The organism is Gemmatimonadota bacterium (assembly GCA_016719105.1).
In the GTDB taxonomy this organism is placed as follows: Bacteria; Gemmatimonadota; Gemmatimonadetes; order Gemmatimonadales; family Gemmatimonadaceae; genus SCN-70-22.
The window spans coordinates 1-15,857 of record JADKAQ010000035.1 but is presented as its reverse complement, the minus strand read 5'-3'; the positions used below and the strand labels follow the sequence as shown (position 1 = coordinate 15,857).

Below are 15,857 nucleotides of genomic sequence, written 5' to 3'. Positions count from 1 at the left end.
CAGGAATCGACGTCGACGGGGCGCGGTCGTTTAAGGTGGAGCGTGGACGTCGGCTGTTGTAGAGGGTGAGGTACCGCGCTATGGCCGCGGTCGCCGTGGACACGGAGGCGTAGGCAGGGAGGTACACCTCTTCGTACTGAAGTGGCTCCGTTCTTCTGTACAGCCTAACGCGGTGCGATACGTGGAGCGCGGGTGAGGAATAGGCGGCCGCCTGTAAGGGATGCGGGCAGAAGTAGGCGTCGTCGGGGGTGCGGTCGGTGAGGCTCGAGTGGGGCCGTCGACTGTTGTAGAGGGTGAAGTACCGGCTCATGCCCGCGGACGCCTCTGACACGGAGGCGTAGGCATGGAGGTAGACCTCTTCGTACTTGAGCGAGCGCCACAGGCGCTCGACCAAGATGTTGTCCCGCCAGCAACACTAGCCGCCCATGCTGATCTGGATGCCGTGCTCGTGGAGCAGTCCGGTGAAGGCGGCGCTCGTGAACTGCGCGCGCTGATCGGTGTTGAAGATGGCGGGGCGGCCGTGGCGCGCCAGCGCCTCTTCAACGGCGGCGACGCAAGAGGCGCTGTCGAGCGTGATCGAGACGCGTCAGCTCAGCACGCGTCGACTCGCCCAGTCGAGGACCGCCGCGAGATACACGAAGCCGCGCGCCATCGGGATATCGGTGATGTCCATCGCCTAGACCTCGTTCGGCTGGGTAATCGTGCGATGCCGTAGGAAGTAGGGGAAGATCGGATGCGCGCGGTGCCGGCGGCTGGTACCCGGCTACGGGAAGACCGCGGCAATCCCCATGTGGAGCATCAACGTGCCGATGCGGCGCCGGCCGACTCCTGGGGAAGTCGCCCAGCAGGAGGCGGCGCAGCATGCGCGCCCCGTCAAACGGGAAGTCCAGCGCAACGCATCGATCCGCCGCATCAGCGCCAGATCGCCGGGCGACATGAGCGGTGGCGTGTTGTGGTACACCGTCCCGCGACTGATCCCCAACGCCGCAGATTGCCGCGTCACGGAGAGCGGGTGGGTCGGGTCGATCATCGCTTGGCGCTCAGCAGGCCGGCCTTGCCGAGCGCGTATTCCAAGAAATCGTTCTCGAGCGCGAGCTCGCCGATCTTGGCGTGGAGCGTCTTCACGTCGAAGGGCGGCTCGACCGGGCCCCCGCCGAAGACGCCGGCGGCGCCCGAGAGGAGCTGGTCCTCTCACGCCGTGATCTGGCCGGGATGGACATCGAATCGTTTGGCCAACTCGGCGAGCGTACCTCCATTTCGCACCGCGGCCAGCGCGACTTTCGCCTTGAAGGACGGGGCGCGACTATGACGGGGGGCGTTTCGACATCGGGGACTCCTCGGTTGTGGCGAACACGTCGCCGGGGGAGCCCGCGGTCCACTCAACCACCCTGTTCAGAAGACCGAGACCACTCCATATCACTGCGACATCATCGCGCCGTCGCTGATTTCGATCAAGCCCGGTGTGCAGAGGAAGCACGAGCGGCAAGGGACATGGGCACTTCTCCTACAGTCAGTTAGGTGGCGACAGCTCCTCGTTTGACCCTCCTCGGAATTCGCCTATTGACATGACTATCGCTTCGCAGCACCGTATCCTTCGACCGCGTACTCAGTGAGATCCATCTCTACCGGTACCAAGACGATGAACACTGTTCGTGCCATTGCCGCGGCGTTCTACGTCGCGATCGCGGCCAGCTGCGCATCCGCTCCACCGAGCGTGGTCACGATTGCAGCCCCATCAAAGAGCCGCGCTGATCTCTTTGGTGCTGCACAGCGTGCGGTTGCGTCCCTTGGGTACGAGGTCAAGTCGACGAATGAGGCCGCGGGTTTGATTACAGCCTTCCGCCCGATGACAGGCATGTTCGCGAAGCCAGGTTACGGCCACAACATCACGATCGAGGTCGATGCAGGAGGCGTCAAGGTTACTGCATTTCCAATGCAGGGGGTGGCTGGAGGCGAGTCCCCCGAGAAGATTCGGAAGCAGGTTGAGGACGCAATCCGCAAGGTTCTCAATTAGGAACAAAGGCGGGTACCGAATTCCTCAGTTGCAGTAGCGGCGCTCGTGTCGGCGCCACGGAATTGCGAACAACATTGGTCGCTCGCTGCTCTTACTGCTGCGGCGCCAGGCCTTCAATTAGCTCCGTCGCGCTAGAAGCGGTCGCTGCCGGCCTTCGAGTGAAAAGGGAACAGCACAGCTGCCGGCGTTAGGCGGCAACCGGCCCTGTTCTTGACGTTCGCGACGTCTCAGGGATTGCGCGTGCCCCTTCCGGCCCTCCTCAATGTGACTCAAGCAGGGGCGTTCGATTCCAGCATACCTGAAGCGAACGCGCCGCGCGACCGAAGTTGCTGTCCCAAAGTCAACTAAGGATGCGGGAATGTGATTCTTGCGGAGAGCTTTGCGTGTCTTGTGGCTCGGTGTAGCCACAACATCGGCCTGCAGCACCGACCTTTCTCGCGGCGATGCCAAGGATCTGCTCATTGTACAGCGACCAGCAACCAGTGAGGTGCCTCGGCGCTCTAAGCGGTCGTACGAGGGCCAAAGTAGCGCGACGGGTCGCACATCTCTGATAGGCTAGGACGACACGGCGGACTTCAGTTCGAACCAGGCGATGCTTGAGGCCCTCCAGTCGACAGGAGTGATCGCCCTCAGGCACGACACCGAGGACCGGAATGGAATCGTCTACCGGTGGGCCGTCGTCGAACCGACCGACGAAGGTCGGCAACATCTTGCTAGTGAAACTGACGCCGAATGGTCATTCAAGTCCTGCGAGATTGTCGAGGAGAAGTCACGGGGATACAGATGCTTCAGGATCAGAGGGTAGCACACGTGCACTACATTCTTGACACGGTCAATCGGACGCCCTTCGCATCGTCTGAGTGCGCGGACCAGTCAGCTAGTATGACGACGACGATGTCGCCCTTTGACGACGGTTGGAGGGTCCAGTAGAGCACGGCTCGTCGTGCGTCGGTATCGGGGGCCTGCTCGGTGCGCGTGCGATAGCTCGAGGTGTTTTTGTTGAGAGGCGCCCCGTCGCCCGTCCGGCAATCATTGCAAGCACTGGAACGATCGCGCGACTCGTCTACGACGTCGAGAAGAACGTGGACGCAGAAGGCACCGAAACGAAGAGACAGAACTACACGGGGTACTACACTTACGGCCTCGTTGCACAATCGGAGCCCGCGGCCGTTCGAGGTCATGCTATGGTGATTCCTCCAGGAGGCGGAGAACCGCACCCCACAAGGGGCTTTTGGCGGCGCTCCTCCATACCCCGGTCGTGGTTGAGGTACTTGAGGACCGAATCTTCCTCGGGGCGAGGCGAGGTCTCGCAAATGCAACGTCTCGGCGGGCAAAGGTCGCAAGCTGAGGCGACACGGTGTCGCGTAAAGTCAGGAGTGACGTGACAAGCCTAACTACGCGGGTAGCCGTCTGTATCGTGCTGATGTCGGCTTGGGCTTGTTCGGTCGGAAGCGACGGCAGTGTCCCCACGCCGCCGCCGCCCAGCAACGCGATCGCCAGCCTTTCGGTGTTGCCGTCGAGCCTAAGCCTGTACAGAAGCGCGAAAGGACAGCTCGGCGTGGAGGCGCGCAACGCATCCGGTAACGTGATCGCAGCGCCGACCGTAACATGGTCGTCCGGCGACGCGACCGTAGCGGCTGTAAGTGTGTCTGGTGAAGTCACGGGAGTGTCCGCTGGCTTGACCACGGTCTCGGCAAGAGCGGGCACGCTCGTCGCCACGGCCGCGATCACTGTTCGCGCGCCGCCGACCTACGTGTTGACGGTAGCCACGGACTCGGGAGTGCAGGGAAGCCCGAGTCCGGGATCACAGTCCGTCGATTCGGGATTAACTCTCACGTACGCCTACCAGGCAAAGCCAGGATATCAGGCCCCGCGCGTGTTTCGCGACACCTCGCGGCTCACGGCCAGTGGCGCGTTCACGATCACTGGACCGACGCTTCTTGTGGCATCGGCGGACCCCGTAGCGGACCTCTCCACGGCGGCCAGCGCACTGGTCGCGCCAACACGCGCCCTGCTCTCGGCCGCGGATCCGGTCGTGGCCCTCACCCAGCTGGAGGCCAGCTACGGCGCCTTCGTGGGGGGCGGCGACACCGCGAAGGTTCTCGAGCTCGAGATTGTGCGGCGCGAGGCGTTCCGAGATGCGGCTCCGGAAGAGCTGAACGCGTTCTACCGACGACTGGGCGCACGGCCGGCCGGTGTCGCGAGCATCGTGCGGCCGACCGCTCCGAATGCCGCGCGCGCTGCGGGCCACGTGCCCCACGTGTTCTACGTGAACGGGATCCTCAACGATCCGGGCGATGCCGCGGCCACGACCGCGCACATTCGCTCGATCGCGGCTGCGTATGGCTACACCACGTCCATGCGCTACAACCCCAGCTGGCGCCAAGAAACGGGAACCACGTGGTGGAGCTGTATGTGGGAGAAGATCCAAGGCTTCAGCTGGACCAATGCGTTCGCAGTGCTGCTGCCATGCGGCGCGATCCTCCGAGACCTGGCCGAGGCGCAGGCGCAAATCGAGTTCATTCTGGCCGGGACGTCGGGCACGCACCCGTTCGTAACGGAGCTCAAAGAGGCGATCGCGACGCGCGTTGATGCCGGGCAGTCCGTGATCATCGCGGCGCACTCGCAGGGCAACTTGATGACGCAGGAGGCGCTCGCGCAGCTGCTGATCGCCACGCCACCGGCGTTTGCGTCGGCGGTGGCTCGGTGTGTCGGCGTAGTCTCGTTCGCGGCGCCGCTGAGCGAGGGCTTCCCGGCGGGATTCCGCGTGGACGGCATGGCCGCGGCCGGCGTCCGCTCGCAGGACGTACTCCTATCCTACCCAGGCAAGAATCGGTTCCCGACGCTGACGTCCAGCATCACGCGCAGAGCCGATCTCTTCCCGACAGCGTTCCCCGTCAACTTCTTCACCGGTATCTGGATCCACGGAGCCGGCAGCTACCTCGGGGCCAGCGCCACCCGTTCGTGGATCGGGCAACACATCCAAGACGTCGGACAACAGCTCGAGACGGGGTGTACCGACGTCGCGACAGCCTCCCCAGGCAGCGTCTCCCTCTCCGTTGGAGGAAGCGCCGCTCTGAGCGCGACGCACTTCACGCCGACGGGCAAGCCGGTCACCGGGGCGGCGTTCACCTGGATATCCAGCAACAGCTCCATTGCGCGCGTCGTGACGTCGCCGAGTGTTCAGGTCATCGGGGTGTCGCCGGGAGCCGCGCGCATTGACGCCATGTCCGGCGAGGCGACGGCGAGCGTTGCCGTTCAGGTCACCGCCGCGCCTCAAGCGTCGGTCGTGACCGTCGTCGCGACCGATGCAGCGGCGTCGGAGACCGGACCGGACGGTGGGACCTTCACGGTGAGCAGGACGGGATCGACGGCCGCGGCGTTGCCCGTGGGCTTCACGTTGACGGGTACCGCTACGGTCGGTGTGGACTACGCCGCCCTCAACTCCTCCGTCACGATAGCCGCGGGCCAGTCCTCGACCGCCATCCAGATCAACCCGCTCGCAGACCCTCTGGTCGAGGGCAACGAGACGGTGATCCTAACGATAGGCGCAGGTAGCTATTCGGTTGGTACACCGAGCGCGGCGACGGTGACGATTGCGGATGGTAGCAGCGCCGCAGGAACCCTTGTCAACGGTAGGTCTCAGCGGTGCGATTTCGATTCCCGGTGAACTCGACAACCTGAGATTCAGTGCAACGCAGGGCGACGCAATCGCGCTGAGCATCGGGAAGGTGGTACCGAGTGCGACGCTGTGGCCCTGGATCCGGCTGGTATCGCCGAGCGGGGTGACGGTCGGGCAGGGGTTTGGGCTTGCGGCGGCGCAGATCGTGGATCGCAACTTCGGCGCGGTGACGGCCCCGGAGACCGGGACCTATACCGTGATCGTGGGCTCGTGGGACGGGTCCGCCAGCAGCACCAGCTATGCAGGGACCGGGACCTACGTGCTCAGCCTCGTCAAGGCGCCGGGGAGCATCGTGATCTCGGCCGGTGATGAAGGTGGGCCGATGGGCAATGGAACGACCCACACCGGGGCCATCGGGGTCGGCGACATCGATCCGTGGACCTTCACCGCGACGCAGGGCGACGCGATCGCGTTGAGCATCGGGAAGGTGGTGCCGACTGCGACGCTGTGGCCCTGGATCCGACTGGTATCGCCGAGCGGGGTGACGGTCGGGCAGGGGTTTGGGCTTGCGGCGGCGCAGATCGTGGATCGCAACTTCGGCGCGGTGACGGCCCCGGAGACCGGGACCTATACCGTGATCGTGGGCTCGTGGGACGGGTCCGCCAGCAGCACCAGCTATGCAGGGACCGGGACCTACGTGCTCAGCCTCGTCAAGGCGCCGGGGAGCATCGTGATCTCGGCCAGTGATGAAGGTGGGCCGATGGGCAATGGAACGACCCACACCGGGGCCATCGGGGTCGGCGACATCGATCCGTGGACCTTCACCGCGACGCAGGGCGACGCGATCGCGCTGAGCATCGGGAAGGTGGTACCGAGTGCGACGCTGTGGCCCTGGATCCGGCTGGTATCGCCGAGCGGGGTGACGGTCGGGCAGGGGTTTGGGCTTGCGGCGGCGCAGATCGTGGATCGCAACTTCGGCGCGGTGACGGCCCCGGAGACCGGGACCTATACCGTGATCGTGGGCTCGTGGGACGGGTCCGCCAGCAGCACCAGCTATGCAGGGACCGGGACCTACGTGCTCAGCCTCGTCAAGGCGCCGGGGAGCATCGTGATCTCGGCCGGTGATGAAGGTGGGCCGATGGGCAATGGAACGACCCACCCCGGGGCCATCGGGGTCGGCGACATCGATCCGTGGACCTTCACCGCGACGCAGGGCGACGCGATCGCGTTGAGCATCGGGAAGGTGGTGCCGACTGCGACGCTGTGGCCCTGGATCCGACTGGTATCGCCGAGCGGGGTGACGGTCGGGCAGGGCTACGGGCTTGCGGCGGCGCAGATCGTGGATCGGAACTTCGGCGCGGTGACGGCCCCGGAGACGGGGACCTATACCGTGATCGTGGGCTCGTGGGACGGGTCCGCCAGCAGCACCAGCTATGCAGGGACCGGGACCTACGTGCTCAGCCTCGTCAAGGCGCCGGGAGCATCGTGATCTCGGCCAGTGATGGGTGGGCCGATGGGCAATGGAACGACCCACACCGGGCCATCGCGGTCGGCGACATCGATCCGTGGACCTTCACCGCGTCGCAGGGCGACGCGATCGCGCTGAGCATCGGGAAGGTGGCCTGCGGCCCTGGATCCGGCTGGTATCGCCGAGCGGGGTGACGGTCGGGCAGGGTTTGGGCTTGCGGCGGCGCAGATCGTGGATCGCAACTTCGGCGCGGTGACGGCCCCGGAGACCGGGACCTATACCGTGATCGTGGGCTCGTGGGACGGGTCCGCCAGCAGCACCAGCTATGCAGGGACCGGGACCTACGTGCTCAGCCTCGTCAAGGCGCCGGGGAGCATCGTGATCTCGGCCGGTGATGAAGGTGGGCCGATGGGCAATGGAACGACCCACACCGGGGCCATCGGGGTCGGCGACATCGATCCGTGGACCTTCACCGCGACGCAGGGCGACGCGATCGCGTTGAGCATCGGGAAGGTGGTGCCGACTGCGACGCTGTGGCCCTGGATCCGACTGGTATCGCCGAGCGGGGTGACGGTCGGGCAGGGCTTTGGGCTCAATGCCGCACACATCACCGTCACCGCGACCGCGACCGGCACATATACCGTCATCGTCGGGTCCTGGGATGGTTCCGCGGGTAGCACTAGCTACGCGGGATCAGGGAGCTACACTCTAATCCGACAATGACAACCCGTGAACGCTGAAGTCGGGCGTCCATGGGACAGTCGTACCGGTAGGACGTCCTCCCGGAAAGCGATGACAGGTCAAATCGAAGGTCGCCTAGCGTCCGAGGACGCTAACGACCACCAGCAGCCCCAACGATCTGGCGGTCGAGGACCTCCGACGGTTGATCGTCCCCCGCACCAGCGAAGTGCCCCACAAGCAAAATGCGCCGCCTGCCTTTCGGCAGGCGGCGCCCCCACATCCCCGAACACATCCGTCCAGCATCACACGCGACGGTGACCGATTCCATCCCCGCGATCAACCGTCTAGTGCTTCCGATCCATCACCCGCACCGAGTCCTTCCCATAGCTGTCCTTGTCCCGAATCCGCCCGTTCGCCCGATGAATCACCACCTCCCCCCCGCGCAACTTCGCCTCCACGATCGCCCGCGCGATCGCCACCCGCTGAGTTGACGGAGTGGGATCGAGCGGCGCCCCGTTCGCGACCCGCGCGATGAATCCCCGCCCGCCCCGCGCAGGACGACGTGCACATTCCGGCGCTGTAAAACGCGTCATGATGATCTCTCCGCAGGAGTGACGTGTGGTTGCGCTCCAGACGCTAACGTGGCGGCCGGACGGCCGGCGAAGCGCCGGTGTCGACGTGCCGACCTTCGGGAGGGGGGGGCCCCGGCGCCCCCGCCTGTGCCGCGGCGCCCCGCCCCGCCCGACCCCTTGCGCACCCGCGCCTCCTTGATCGCCGCGCGAATCGCCAGTCCCTGCGTGGTCGGTGCCGTGAACGGCGCGCGCTCCCCGCCACGCGCGCCACGAACCGTCCCTGCCCCCGGTACCACGCCGCCGCGTCGATGCCCGTGCCCTGAATGGGCGTGGGTGTTGCCTGAGGAAGTCCTGAACCACCAGCGCCAGCCCGCAGCTGCTCCCGGCCGCTAGGCTGCCTTCGCCTCCGGCGGCGTCGTCTCGGTAACCACCGTGGCCGGCGCCGGTTGCGAGGGCAGGGAAGGAACGGCCGGCGGTGTCGTCGGAGCGGTCGGCGTCACCGGCTGCGTACCACCGTCGGTGGCCTCCGACGTCGAACGGCGCACGAAGCGCATGAGCGTCCGCCACTCCGACAGCAGGTCCCCCTGAGTCGCAAGCCGCGGCGCGACCATGTCGTCGATCAGCCGCACCAGCTCCTTGCCACGCGCCAGCTCCTGCAGCATCCCCGTAGTCGCCGCGGATCGTCGCCCCAGCTCGACGCCGCGCGTCACGAGCGACTCGCGGAACGCTGCCGTCGCCTTGCGCAGGCGATCGATGAAGTCGTCCTCGAGCCCGCGCGACACGAAGACCGCCTTGTACTCCGCCGCCCGCTCGGCGAAGCCGTTGGCCGCCTGCAGCAGCCGCTCATCGTCGCGCTGCTCGGGAAGGGTGAACGCCGCGCGGACCTGAAGGTTGTCGGCGAAGGCTGCCCGCGCGATGCGCGAGATGGGGCGCAGGTACTCCTGGCGCAGCGCCCGGCCGAGCGACTTCTTGGCCTCGGTCGCGGCGCGCGCCCCTCGCTCGCGGTTGTCCTGCTCCATGGCGTGCTGCTCGAGTCGCTGCACCAGCGCGTCGAGCGCCTCGGCGTGCGGCTTGAGCGGGCCGAAGGCGAGCGACATCTCTCGGCCCACAAGGAACACGTGCGCGCGACGGAGCGTCTGCAATCCCTGCTTGGTGCGGAGCTGCATGGTGCCGTCTCCTTCCTATATGGTGGTGGACGCGGAACCCCTGACGAAGCACGCGCGCGTCCTTCACGTGCTTCCCTGTCGTGCAAGCCACTAGCGCGTTCGCCGTGCAACGCCGTACGGCCGCCTTGCAACGCCGCATCGTTGCCCGACAACGCTGCAACGGTCCCTGACAACGCCGCGCCTTTGCCTGACAACCGCGCATCGTCCACTGACAACGCGGCAACGCGACCTGGTCAGCGCGCGACGCCGTCTCGCACGGTCGCGCGCTTGCCTGGACGATGCGCGTGGTCTCCTGGACGCATCGCGCGGTCGCCTGTGCATGCCGCGCGGTCGCTTGCGCGCGTCGCGACGTGACCTTGCAGCTGCGCCACGCCGCCTGCTCCTTCCGACGCATCGCTGGTGCGCGCCGCATTGCCGCTTGTGCGCCCCGTGCGCTCACCTGGCCGCGCCGAGTGGTGGCCTGTGCGAGGCGACGCGCCACCTGGTCGTGTCGCGCGGTCGTTGCGTCGCGCCGCGTCGTCGTTTGGAGCTGTCGCGACGTCGCCTGTGCGATGCGTGACGCGGGCTGGCAGCGCCACTTCGTCGCCTGTGCGCGCCGCGCGGTCGCCTTTCCGGAGCGCGCGGTCACCTGGTTGCACCGCGACGTGGTCCAGGCGCGCCGTGCGGTGGCCTGTTCACCCCGTCGCGTCACCTGTGCATGCCGCTTGATCGCCTGAGCCCGTCGCGACGTCGTCTTGCCGCGGCGAGAGGTGACCTTGCCTGGCCGCGAGGTCGCCTGTGCGCTCCCGGCGGTCGCCCGTCAGCGCCGCGAGGTGATGTCGTCGCGCCGCGCGGTGATCTAGTCGCGTCGCGCGGTGATCTCGGCAGTGCGCGGCGTCACCTGTGTACGCCGCGCGGTGGCATGGCCGCCCCGCGAGGTCGCCTGTGCGCGGCGCGTGGTCGCCTCGTCCGGCCGCGATGTGGCCTGTGCAGGGCGCGCGGTCGATTTTTCGACCGGTGGAGGCGTCCGAGGGGGTCGGGAGGCATTCGAGAGAGGCCGCGAGCCGCTCGAGAGTGGTCGCGAGGCGGTCGAGACCCCGCGAGGCGGTCGAGGGCCGCGAGGCGGTCGGCAGGGGCCGCGACGGCTCCTTCGCTGACACACCTCTCTACTAAACCCCCCGACTGCCCTTCTTGTCAAGGGGAAGTGGGGGTGCTATGTGGAAAACCGCCTCGCGGACAACCCTCTGGATGCATCCGCGAAGAAATGTTCAAATTCGACGCTGCGTTTTCGCCCCCTCGTCCGGTGATTGTAGGGGGCCCGAAAGAAGCAGTTCCTGTCGCCCCGGTCTGGAAGGTCAATCTCCCTTCATTGCCCGGAGGGCTGGACGGCGTCCATGGAATTGGGCCGTGCCACCTTCGGGAAGGAGCAACCAGCGTGGACAAGGAGCGTCAGGTGCTGCCGCTCGTGCGGCCGGCCACACGACTGGAGGGCGAAGCCGACATCGCCCTCCTGTACCGTCAGATGCAGGGAGACCTCACGCGCTATGCCGCGCGACTCGTTGACCCGGAGGAGGTGGAGGACGTGGTGCACGACGCGATCCTCAAGTTCCTCGCCCAGCGCGAACGGGAGCGCGAGCGCGCGCGCGACGGGGGACGGGAGGCGTTGGGGCTGGCGGGGGACGATGCACGCATCCGCCTGATGGTCATGGTGCGTGACGTAGCCATCGACCGGCATCGTAACGCCCAGGCCCAGTCGCGCCTCATGCGACTCATCACCGGGCCGTCGGCCACGATCCGTCGGTGGATGAACACGCGACGCTCGGCGGACGACAACGACATCCGCTTCACGATCCAGGAGGCGCTCCGTGGGCTCCCCGAGTACATCCGCGAGCCGTGGCTGCTGGTGGTGGAGTTCGGGTACAGCTACAAGGAGGCGGCGGCGCACCTGAACATCGACACCGGTACCTGCCGGGCCTGCGTGTCTCGCGCCAATGCGCGACTGCGCGAGCAGCTGACGGCGGATGGACTCACGCCCGACGCGTTACGGGGGAGGGAGGTGGAATGAGAGCGGACGAATGGCTGGTCCCGGCGGGGGAAGGGCGCAACCTGACGCGCGACGAGATGCGGGAGGCGCTGTCGGCCGATCCCGAGGTGACGCTCATCTCCGACTTTCTGGCGGGAGAACTCTCGCCTGACGAGGCGCTGGCGGTCGAGGCGCGGCTGCGCGACGACGAGGCGTTCCGTCGCCACGTGACGCCGGTGATCGAGGCGTGGAAGGCCTGGCCCTCCTCGCGCGACGTCGCGGTGCCGGAGCACGAAATGGCGGCGAGCTGGCAACGCTTTCTGGCGAAGGCGGCGTGGAAGCGGGAGGGAGCCGAGGCGACGGGCGTCCAGCGACCGGTCGATTCTCCCCGCGATGCGCGCGCGCCATACCGCGTGCGCCGCTGGCAGCTGGCGGCGGCGCTGCTGGTGATCGTTGGATTCCCGCTGTCGGGGTGGATGGGCGTACGTATCGCCGATCGCCTGGAGGGGCCACGCGTGCGGGTGGCCGAGGCGAGCGGGCGCGAATGGGAGTCGATTCGACTGGGATCCGACTCCTGGGTCAGCCTCCCACCTGGCTCGCGCCTGGAGTGGAAGGACGAGGCGGATGGCTACGGAATCCGCGAGCTGATCCTCGATGGATCGGCGCGATTCAGGCTGCAGCCGCTCCCCACCGGTCAATACGTCGTCGTGACGCCGTCGGCCCGCATCACGGTGACCGGGACGGAGTTCGAGGTCGAGGTCCGCGATCCATCGACGACGCGCGTGCATGTGACGCATGGCCGCGTGCGCCTGGAGAGCCGCGGGGCGCGCACGGGGATCGGGATCGAGCTGACCGTGGGGGAGAGCGGGGAGGCGTTTTGGGGGGAGCCGCCGAGGAGGGCGCGATGATCCCGCACACGCCCTTGCTGCTGGTGGCCACCGCCCACACCCTGGCGCGCCACGCCACCCGGATGATTCGCGAGCAGCCGTCGCTCCCCTGCGCCCTCGAGTTTGTCCTCGCCGTCGGGGCGACGGCGCATGTGGACCTGCGCGTCGGCCTCTCCAGTTGGCCGCTAGCCAAGGTGGACTCGATGGAGTCGCTGCGCCGGACGGCGGTGCAGGAGCGGTGGATCCGCGAACGAGTGGAACCCGGCGACGTGCTCCTTCCCTGGGCTCGCACACAGGGCGCAGGGTGCGAGTCGACGCCGCCGCGTGCGCCGTACGACGCCGGGATCGTGCTGGAGGTGTTCGAGCGATTCGACGGGTGCTTCGGCCCTGCCTGCCGCTGCCTCCTCGCCACGGCGAGCGACGATCACGCCGGGGGGATGCGATTGGAGGAGGTGCTTTATCACTGCGACGCGCGCCACCGCGACCTGGCGATCCGGTGGTACGCGACTCCTGATGATCTGGAGCGCGCTGCCTGACGAGGGGATGGCTGGCCAGGCGCAACGATTCGTACACAACCCGGAGGACATCCGAGATGCGGGATATCTGGCAGGTGGTGCGCACTCCGCTGCTGACGATTGGAGTGATTGTCGTGACGATCGCCGTGGGGATGAGGCAGCTGGCCGGGAACGACCGGCGTTGGGCGATAGTGTCGAACGGCGTGGTCCTGGTGTCCGCGTACGACACGTCCCGCTTCTTACAGGACAGCGTCGTCATGGTCACGCTCGGGGCGCACGAGGGGGTGCGCTATCCGATTCGAGTTGTCGGCTACTACGCCGGGAGCGGCGTGCCGATGTCGGTGGGGGAGATCCGCGCGGCGCTCGTTGCAGCGATTGGCGCGCGGCGCGATGCGGCGTACGAGGTGCGGCCCGGCAACAGCGCGCTTGCCGGTCCGACGCCCGGAGTGACGATCGCCTACGATTTCTGGCGCGGCGGCGGCGTGCGCGGGGACCTCATCCTCAGCTGCATCGGATTGCCCGAAGGCGACGCGTCGTTCAAAACGGTCATGCACCGCGTGAGCTCCAGCCGCAGCCTGTACACTCGGGGACGTGACTTCGAGGAGGCGGTCGAGCGAGACCTGCAGGGAGCGGCCGAGGCGCGGTGTCCTGAGCATCGGCCGCGGTACGTCAGGCGCCAAGACGGCGGTGTAGCGCTGGTGGACCCGCTGGTCACCCCTAACTCGTCGAGTCTAGCCGTCACGGCGCCCGTGGCGGCGTCGTCGCCGCGTCAGCTGGCGAAGCACTCCACCGATGGGTCTGCGCGATCCTCGGGCGACACCGTTCGGACGGCGGTCCCTTCACCGGTGGATGCGGGCGCGCTTCGACGGGACAGCCTCATGCAGGCCGCGATTGCGCGCGCCTGGCAGGCCGCCAACGAGATAACCCAGCTTCGCGTCAGTCCCGACACGGTGCGACTCTCGGTCGGTGAGGAAGTCATGCCCGAGCAGGCGCTCCGGATCACGGCGCTGCGTGGCGATGGCTCGGTCGTGCTCGACTTTGCGCCATTGTTCGTCGTCGAGGACCTGCGCATCGCGCGTCTGGGGACGAATGGGTTGAAGGGGTTGGAGGCTGGTACGACGCGCGTCCTGGTGCGCCCGTTCTCCGGTGGCCCGTACAGCGCCCGTCAGGGAGGGGTGAGCACCTCCTTGGTCGTGAAGGTGTCGCCATGACCCGTCGATCGCGCCGACCGGCGCCGACGCGTGCTCCGTCGCGTGCGCGCGAAACGCTCGAGACGCTCGCCGCTCCCCCCAGATGGTCAGCGTGGTTGGAGTTGCAGCGCGCGTGGTGGGTGGTGGGGGTCGCCGGGGGGCTGGTGGCGACGCTCGGCTTCCAGACCTTTCCGCCGTCGCGACGGCTGGCGGCGATCGAGGCGGTCAATGTGCGGCAGGACTCGGCCTTCGCGCACGAGGTGGTGCAGCAGCGGGTGGCGCTGGATACGATCAGGCGGCAGTTAGGGCAGCTGCTGGCGGGGCAGTGTGCGAAGGAGCGGGATGGGATGGCGCGGGTGTTGTATGGGTGTGGGGGCGGCCGATGATTGCGTGGGCGTTGAGCGTGGCAGCGGCCATGTGTGGGTTCCACTGGGGGATGCGACGGCCGGGGGCGGCCCGGTGGCACGTGGTGCTGACGGCGGGGATCGCGAGCGCGGCGGTCGTCGCGGTGTGGGTGGTGCTCGAGGCGGGGGCGGTCGGAGCGGAGGAGGGCGCGGTGGTGCTGGTGGTGGGCTACTGGTCGGTAGGGTATGCGTTTGTGGTGGGGGTGTGGGTTGCGGTGCTGGGGTTGGTGGGGCGGGGGGTGGGGTGGTGGATGGGACGGGAGCCGTGAGTTGGAACTGCGGTCTAATGACGACGAGGAGCAGGTGGTCGGTGCCGTGCCAGAACCCGCGCGCGTGGGAGAAGTACGGCGGGACGTGGTGCAGAGGCTGGCGAGTGCGGGGAAGTGGTGGTAGTGTGCGAGAGCGGTCCGTTCGGCTGGGCAGTACCGAAGGACTTGGGCTGACCGTGGGAAGTGATTCTGCGTGGTCGAACGGACCGGGAGGTTGACCGGGCAGATTGGCTTATGGGGGCGGTTGAATCTTCGTTAACCCTCCGCCCGACCTGAGGGCGCATGTCTTGCGGGTTGTATGGCTGCCATATACGTTTCAGCATGCGTGATCCGCTTGCCGTCCTCGCGCTCGCGACCGGATTCCAATCGGACGCCGGCAACGACACCAAGAAGTGGACGAAGCACTCGGTCACATCTGCCGGGGGTGTGAGGAGCTGTTCTTCCACCAACCCCTCGTCGTGCAAGTGGACCGCGCACACCAGGACGGGAAGCGCGCTGCCGCCCTGGGCAGACGGCGGCCGGCCGCCGTCTCTTCCTGGTGTTTACGCTCCGTGAAACGCTCATCCGTGTAATCTCTGCCCGGCCGATGAGCCGGCGCGAACGGGAGGTGTATCGCCATGCCGAAGCCGACGAAGGCCAAGAAGACGATCAAGCCAGTGCCGACTTACATAAGTCCGAGGCGGCCGAACGGGCCTTCTGGGACGCTGCCGATTCCGTCGACTACCTCGACTGGTCGCAAGCCCAGCGCGTCCGGCTCCCCGCGTTGAAGCCGTCGACCACCACCATCTCGCTCCGGCTGCCCGATGGCATGTTGGACGCGCTCAAGGTGCTCGCGAACGAACGCGATGTTCCGTATCAGAGCTTGCTCAAAGTCTTCCTCGCCGAACGACTCGCCGCCGAACGGGGGCGCAAGCGGCGCGCCAGCTGAGGGTTAACATCGCATGCAGCAGTCAGCCGCGTTGCGGTGTGCTCGCTGCGCTCGCTTGATGTGATGCGGCTGCAGCTGATGCTCAACGTTAGATAGCGAACATGACCTCTAGTGACGTGCAAGCCGTTGTCGAGCGTAA

The 15,857-nt window shown here is 67.2% G+C and carries 14 protein-coding genes and 2 pseudogenes; 13 read left to right on the top strand and 3 right to left on the bottom strand.

Annotated features, from left to right (window positions below; genetic code table 11):
* Positions 1 to 229 precede the first annotated feature (229 nt).
* Positions 230 to 1,272: pseudogene (locus IPN47_23415) on the bottom strand (IS3 family transposase).
* Positions 1,273 to 1,639: 367 nt separating this feature from the next.
* On the opposite strand from IPN47_23415, the gene IPN47_23410 reads away from it, so the two are divergent.
* The 5 genes from IPN47_23410 (at position 1,640) to IPN47_23390 (ending at position 7,827) form a co-directional block, all read left to right on the top strand.
* Positions 1,640 to 2,014: a hypothetical protein gene (locus IPN47_23410; protein ID MBK9410941.1), complete on the top strand. Its 375-nt coding sequence runs from the start codon at positions 1,640 to 1,642 to the stop codon at positions 2,012 to 2,014.
* Positions 2,015 to 3,431: 1,417 nt separating this feature from the next.
* On the top strand, positions 3,432 to 5,684 hold the full coding sequence (locus IPN47_23405) for an Ig-like domain-containing protein (protein MBK9410940.1): 2,253 nt from the start codon (positions 3,432 to 3,434) through the stop codon (positions 5,682 to 5,684).
* Entirely contained in the window at positions 5,641 to 7,125 is a 1,485-nt protein-coding gene (locus IPN47_23400; GenBank protein ID MBK9410939.1) for a hypothetical protein, read from the top strand. Before IPN47_23405 ends, IPN47_23400 begins: the two co-directional genes overlap by 44 nt.
* Positions 7,122 to 7,298, top strand: a complete 177-nt coding sequence (locus IPN47_23395) for a hypothetical protein (GenBank protein MBK9410938.1) — start codon at positions 7,122 to 7,124, stop codon at positions 7,296 to 7,298. Before IPN47_23400 ends, IPN47_23395 begins: the two co-directional genes overlap by 4 nt.
* A 37-nt stretch (positions 7,299 to 7,335) precedes the next feature.
* Entirely contained in the window at positions 7,336 to 7,827 is a 492-nt protein-coding gene (locus IPN47_23390) for a hypothetical protein (protein MBK9410937.1), read from the top strand.
* 302 nt (positions 7,828 to 8,129) lie between these two features.
* On the opposite strand, the gene IPN47_23385 is transcribed toward IPN47_23390, so the two are convergent.
* Together IPN47_23385 and IPN47_23380 are read right to left on the bottom strand one after the other, a co-directional pair.
* Positions 8,130 to 8,378, bottom strand: a complete 249-nt coding sequence (locus IPN47_23385; GenBank protein MBK9410936.1) for a DUF2188 domain-containing protein — start codon at positions 8,376 to 8,378, stop codon at positions 8,130 to 8,132.
* A 368-nt stretch (positions 8,379 to 8,746) separates the two neighbouring features.
* Complete coding sequence (locus IPN47_23380) at positions 8,747 to 9,523, bottom strand: hypothetical protein (GenBank protein ID MBK9410935.1); 777 nt, start codon at positions 9,521 to 9,523, stop codon at positions 8,747 to 8,749.
* A gap of 1,414 nt (positions 9,524 to 10,937) precedes the next feature.
* On the opposite strand from IPN47_23380, the gene IPN47_23375 reads away from it, so the two are divergent.
* From IPN47_23375 to IPN47_23340, 8 genes and pseudogenes are all read left to right on the top strand, one after another.
* Complete coding sequence (locus tag IPN47_23375) at positions 10,938 to 11,567, top strand: sigma-70 family RNA polymerase sigma factor (protein MBK9410934.1); 630 nt, start codon at positions 10,938 to 10,940, stop codon at positions 11,565 to 11,567.
* Positions 11,564 to 12,433 (top strand): FecR domain-containing protein, encoded by an 870-nt coding sequence (locus tag IPN47_23370; protein MBK9410933.1) that lies wholly within the window; start codon positions 11,564 to 11,566, stop codon positions 12,431 to 12,433. Before IPN47_23375 ends, IPN47_23370 begins: the two co-directional genes overlap by 4 nt.
* Positions 12,430 to 12,948 (top strand): hypothetical protein, encoded by a 519-nt coding sequence (locus IPN47_23365; protein MBK9410932.1) that lies wholly within the window; start codon positions 12,430 to 12,432, stop codon positions 12,946 to 12,948. Before IPN47_23370 ends, IPN47_23365 begins: the two co-directional genes overlap by 4 nt.
* A gap of 56 nt (positions 12,949 to 13,004) precedes the next feature.
* Positions 13,005 to 14,138 carry a hypothetical protein gene (locus IPN47_23360; GenBank protein MBK9410931.1) on the top strand — a complete coding sequence of 378 codons (1,134 nt, stop codon included), beginning with the start codon at positions 13,005 to 13,007 and terminating at the stop codon, positions 14,136 to 14,138.
* Entirely contained in the window at positions 14,135 to 14,503 is a 369-nt protein-coding gene (locus IPN47_23355) for a hypothetical protein (protein MBK9410930.1), read from the top strand. Before IPN47_23360 ends, IPN47_23355 begins: the two co-directional genes overlap by 4 nt.
* A 29-nt stretch (positions 14,504 to 14,532) precedes the next feature.
* Positions 14,533 to 14,790: a hypothetical protein gene (locus IPN47_23350; GenBank protein MBK9410929.1), complete on the top strand. Its 258-nt coding sequence runs from the start codon at positions 14,533 to 14,535 to the stop codon at positions 14,788 to 14,790.
* A gap of 487 nt (positions 14,791 to 15,277) precedes the next feature.
* Positions 15,278 to 15,391 (top strand): annotated as a pseudogene (locus IPN47_23345) (BrnT family toxin).
* Positions 15,377 to 15,718 (top strand): BrnA antitoxin family protein, encoded by a 342-nt coding sequence (locus tag IPN47_23340; protein MBK9410928.1) that lies wholly within the window; start codon positions 15,377 to 15,379, stop codon positions 15,716 to 15,718. Before IPN47_23345 ends, IPN47_23340 begins: the two are co-directional and overlap by 15 nt.
* The last annotated feature ends 139 nt before the right edge of the window (positions 15,719 to 15,857 follow it).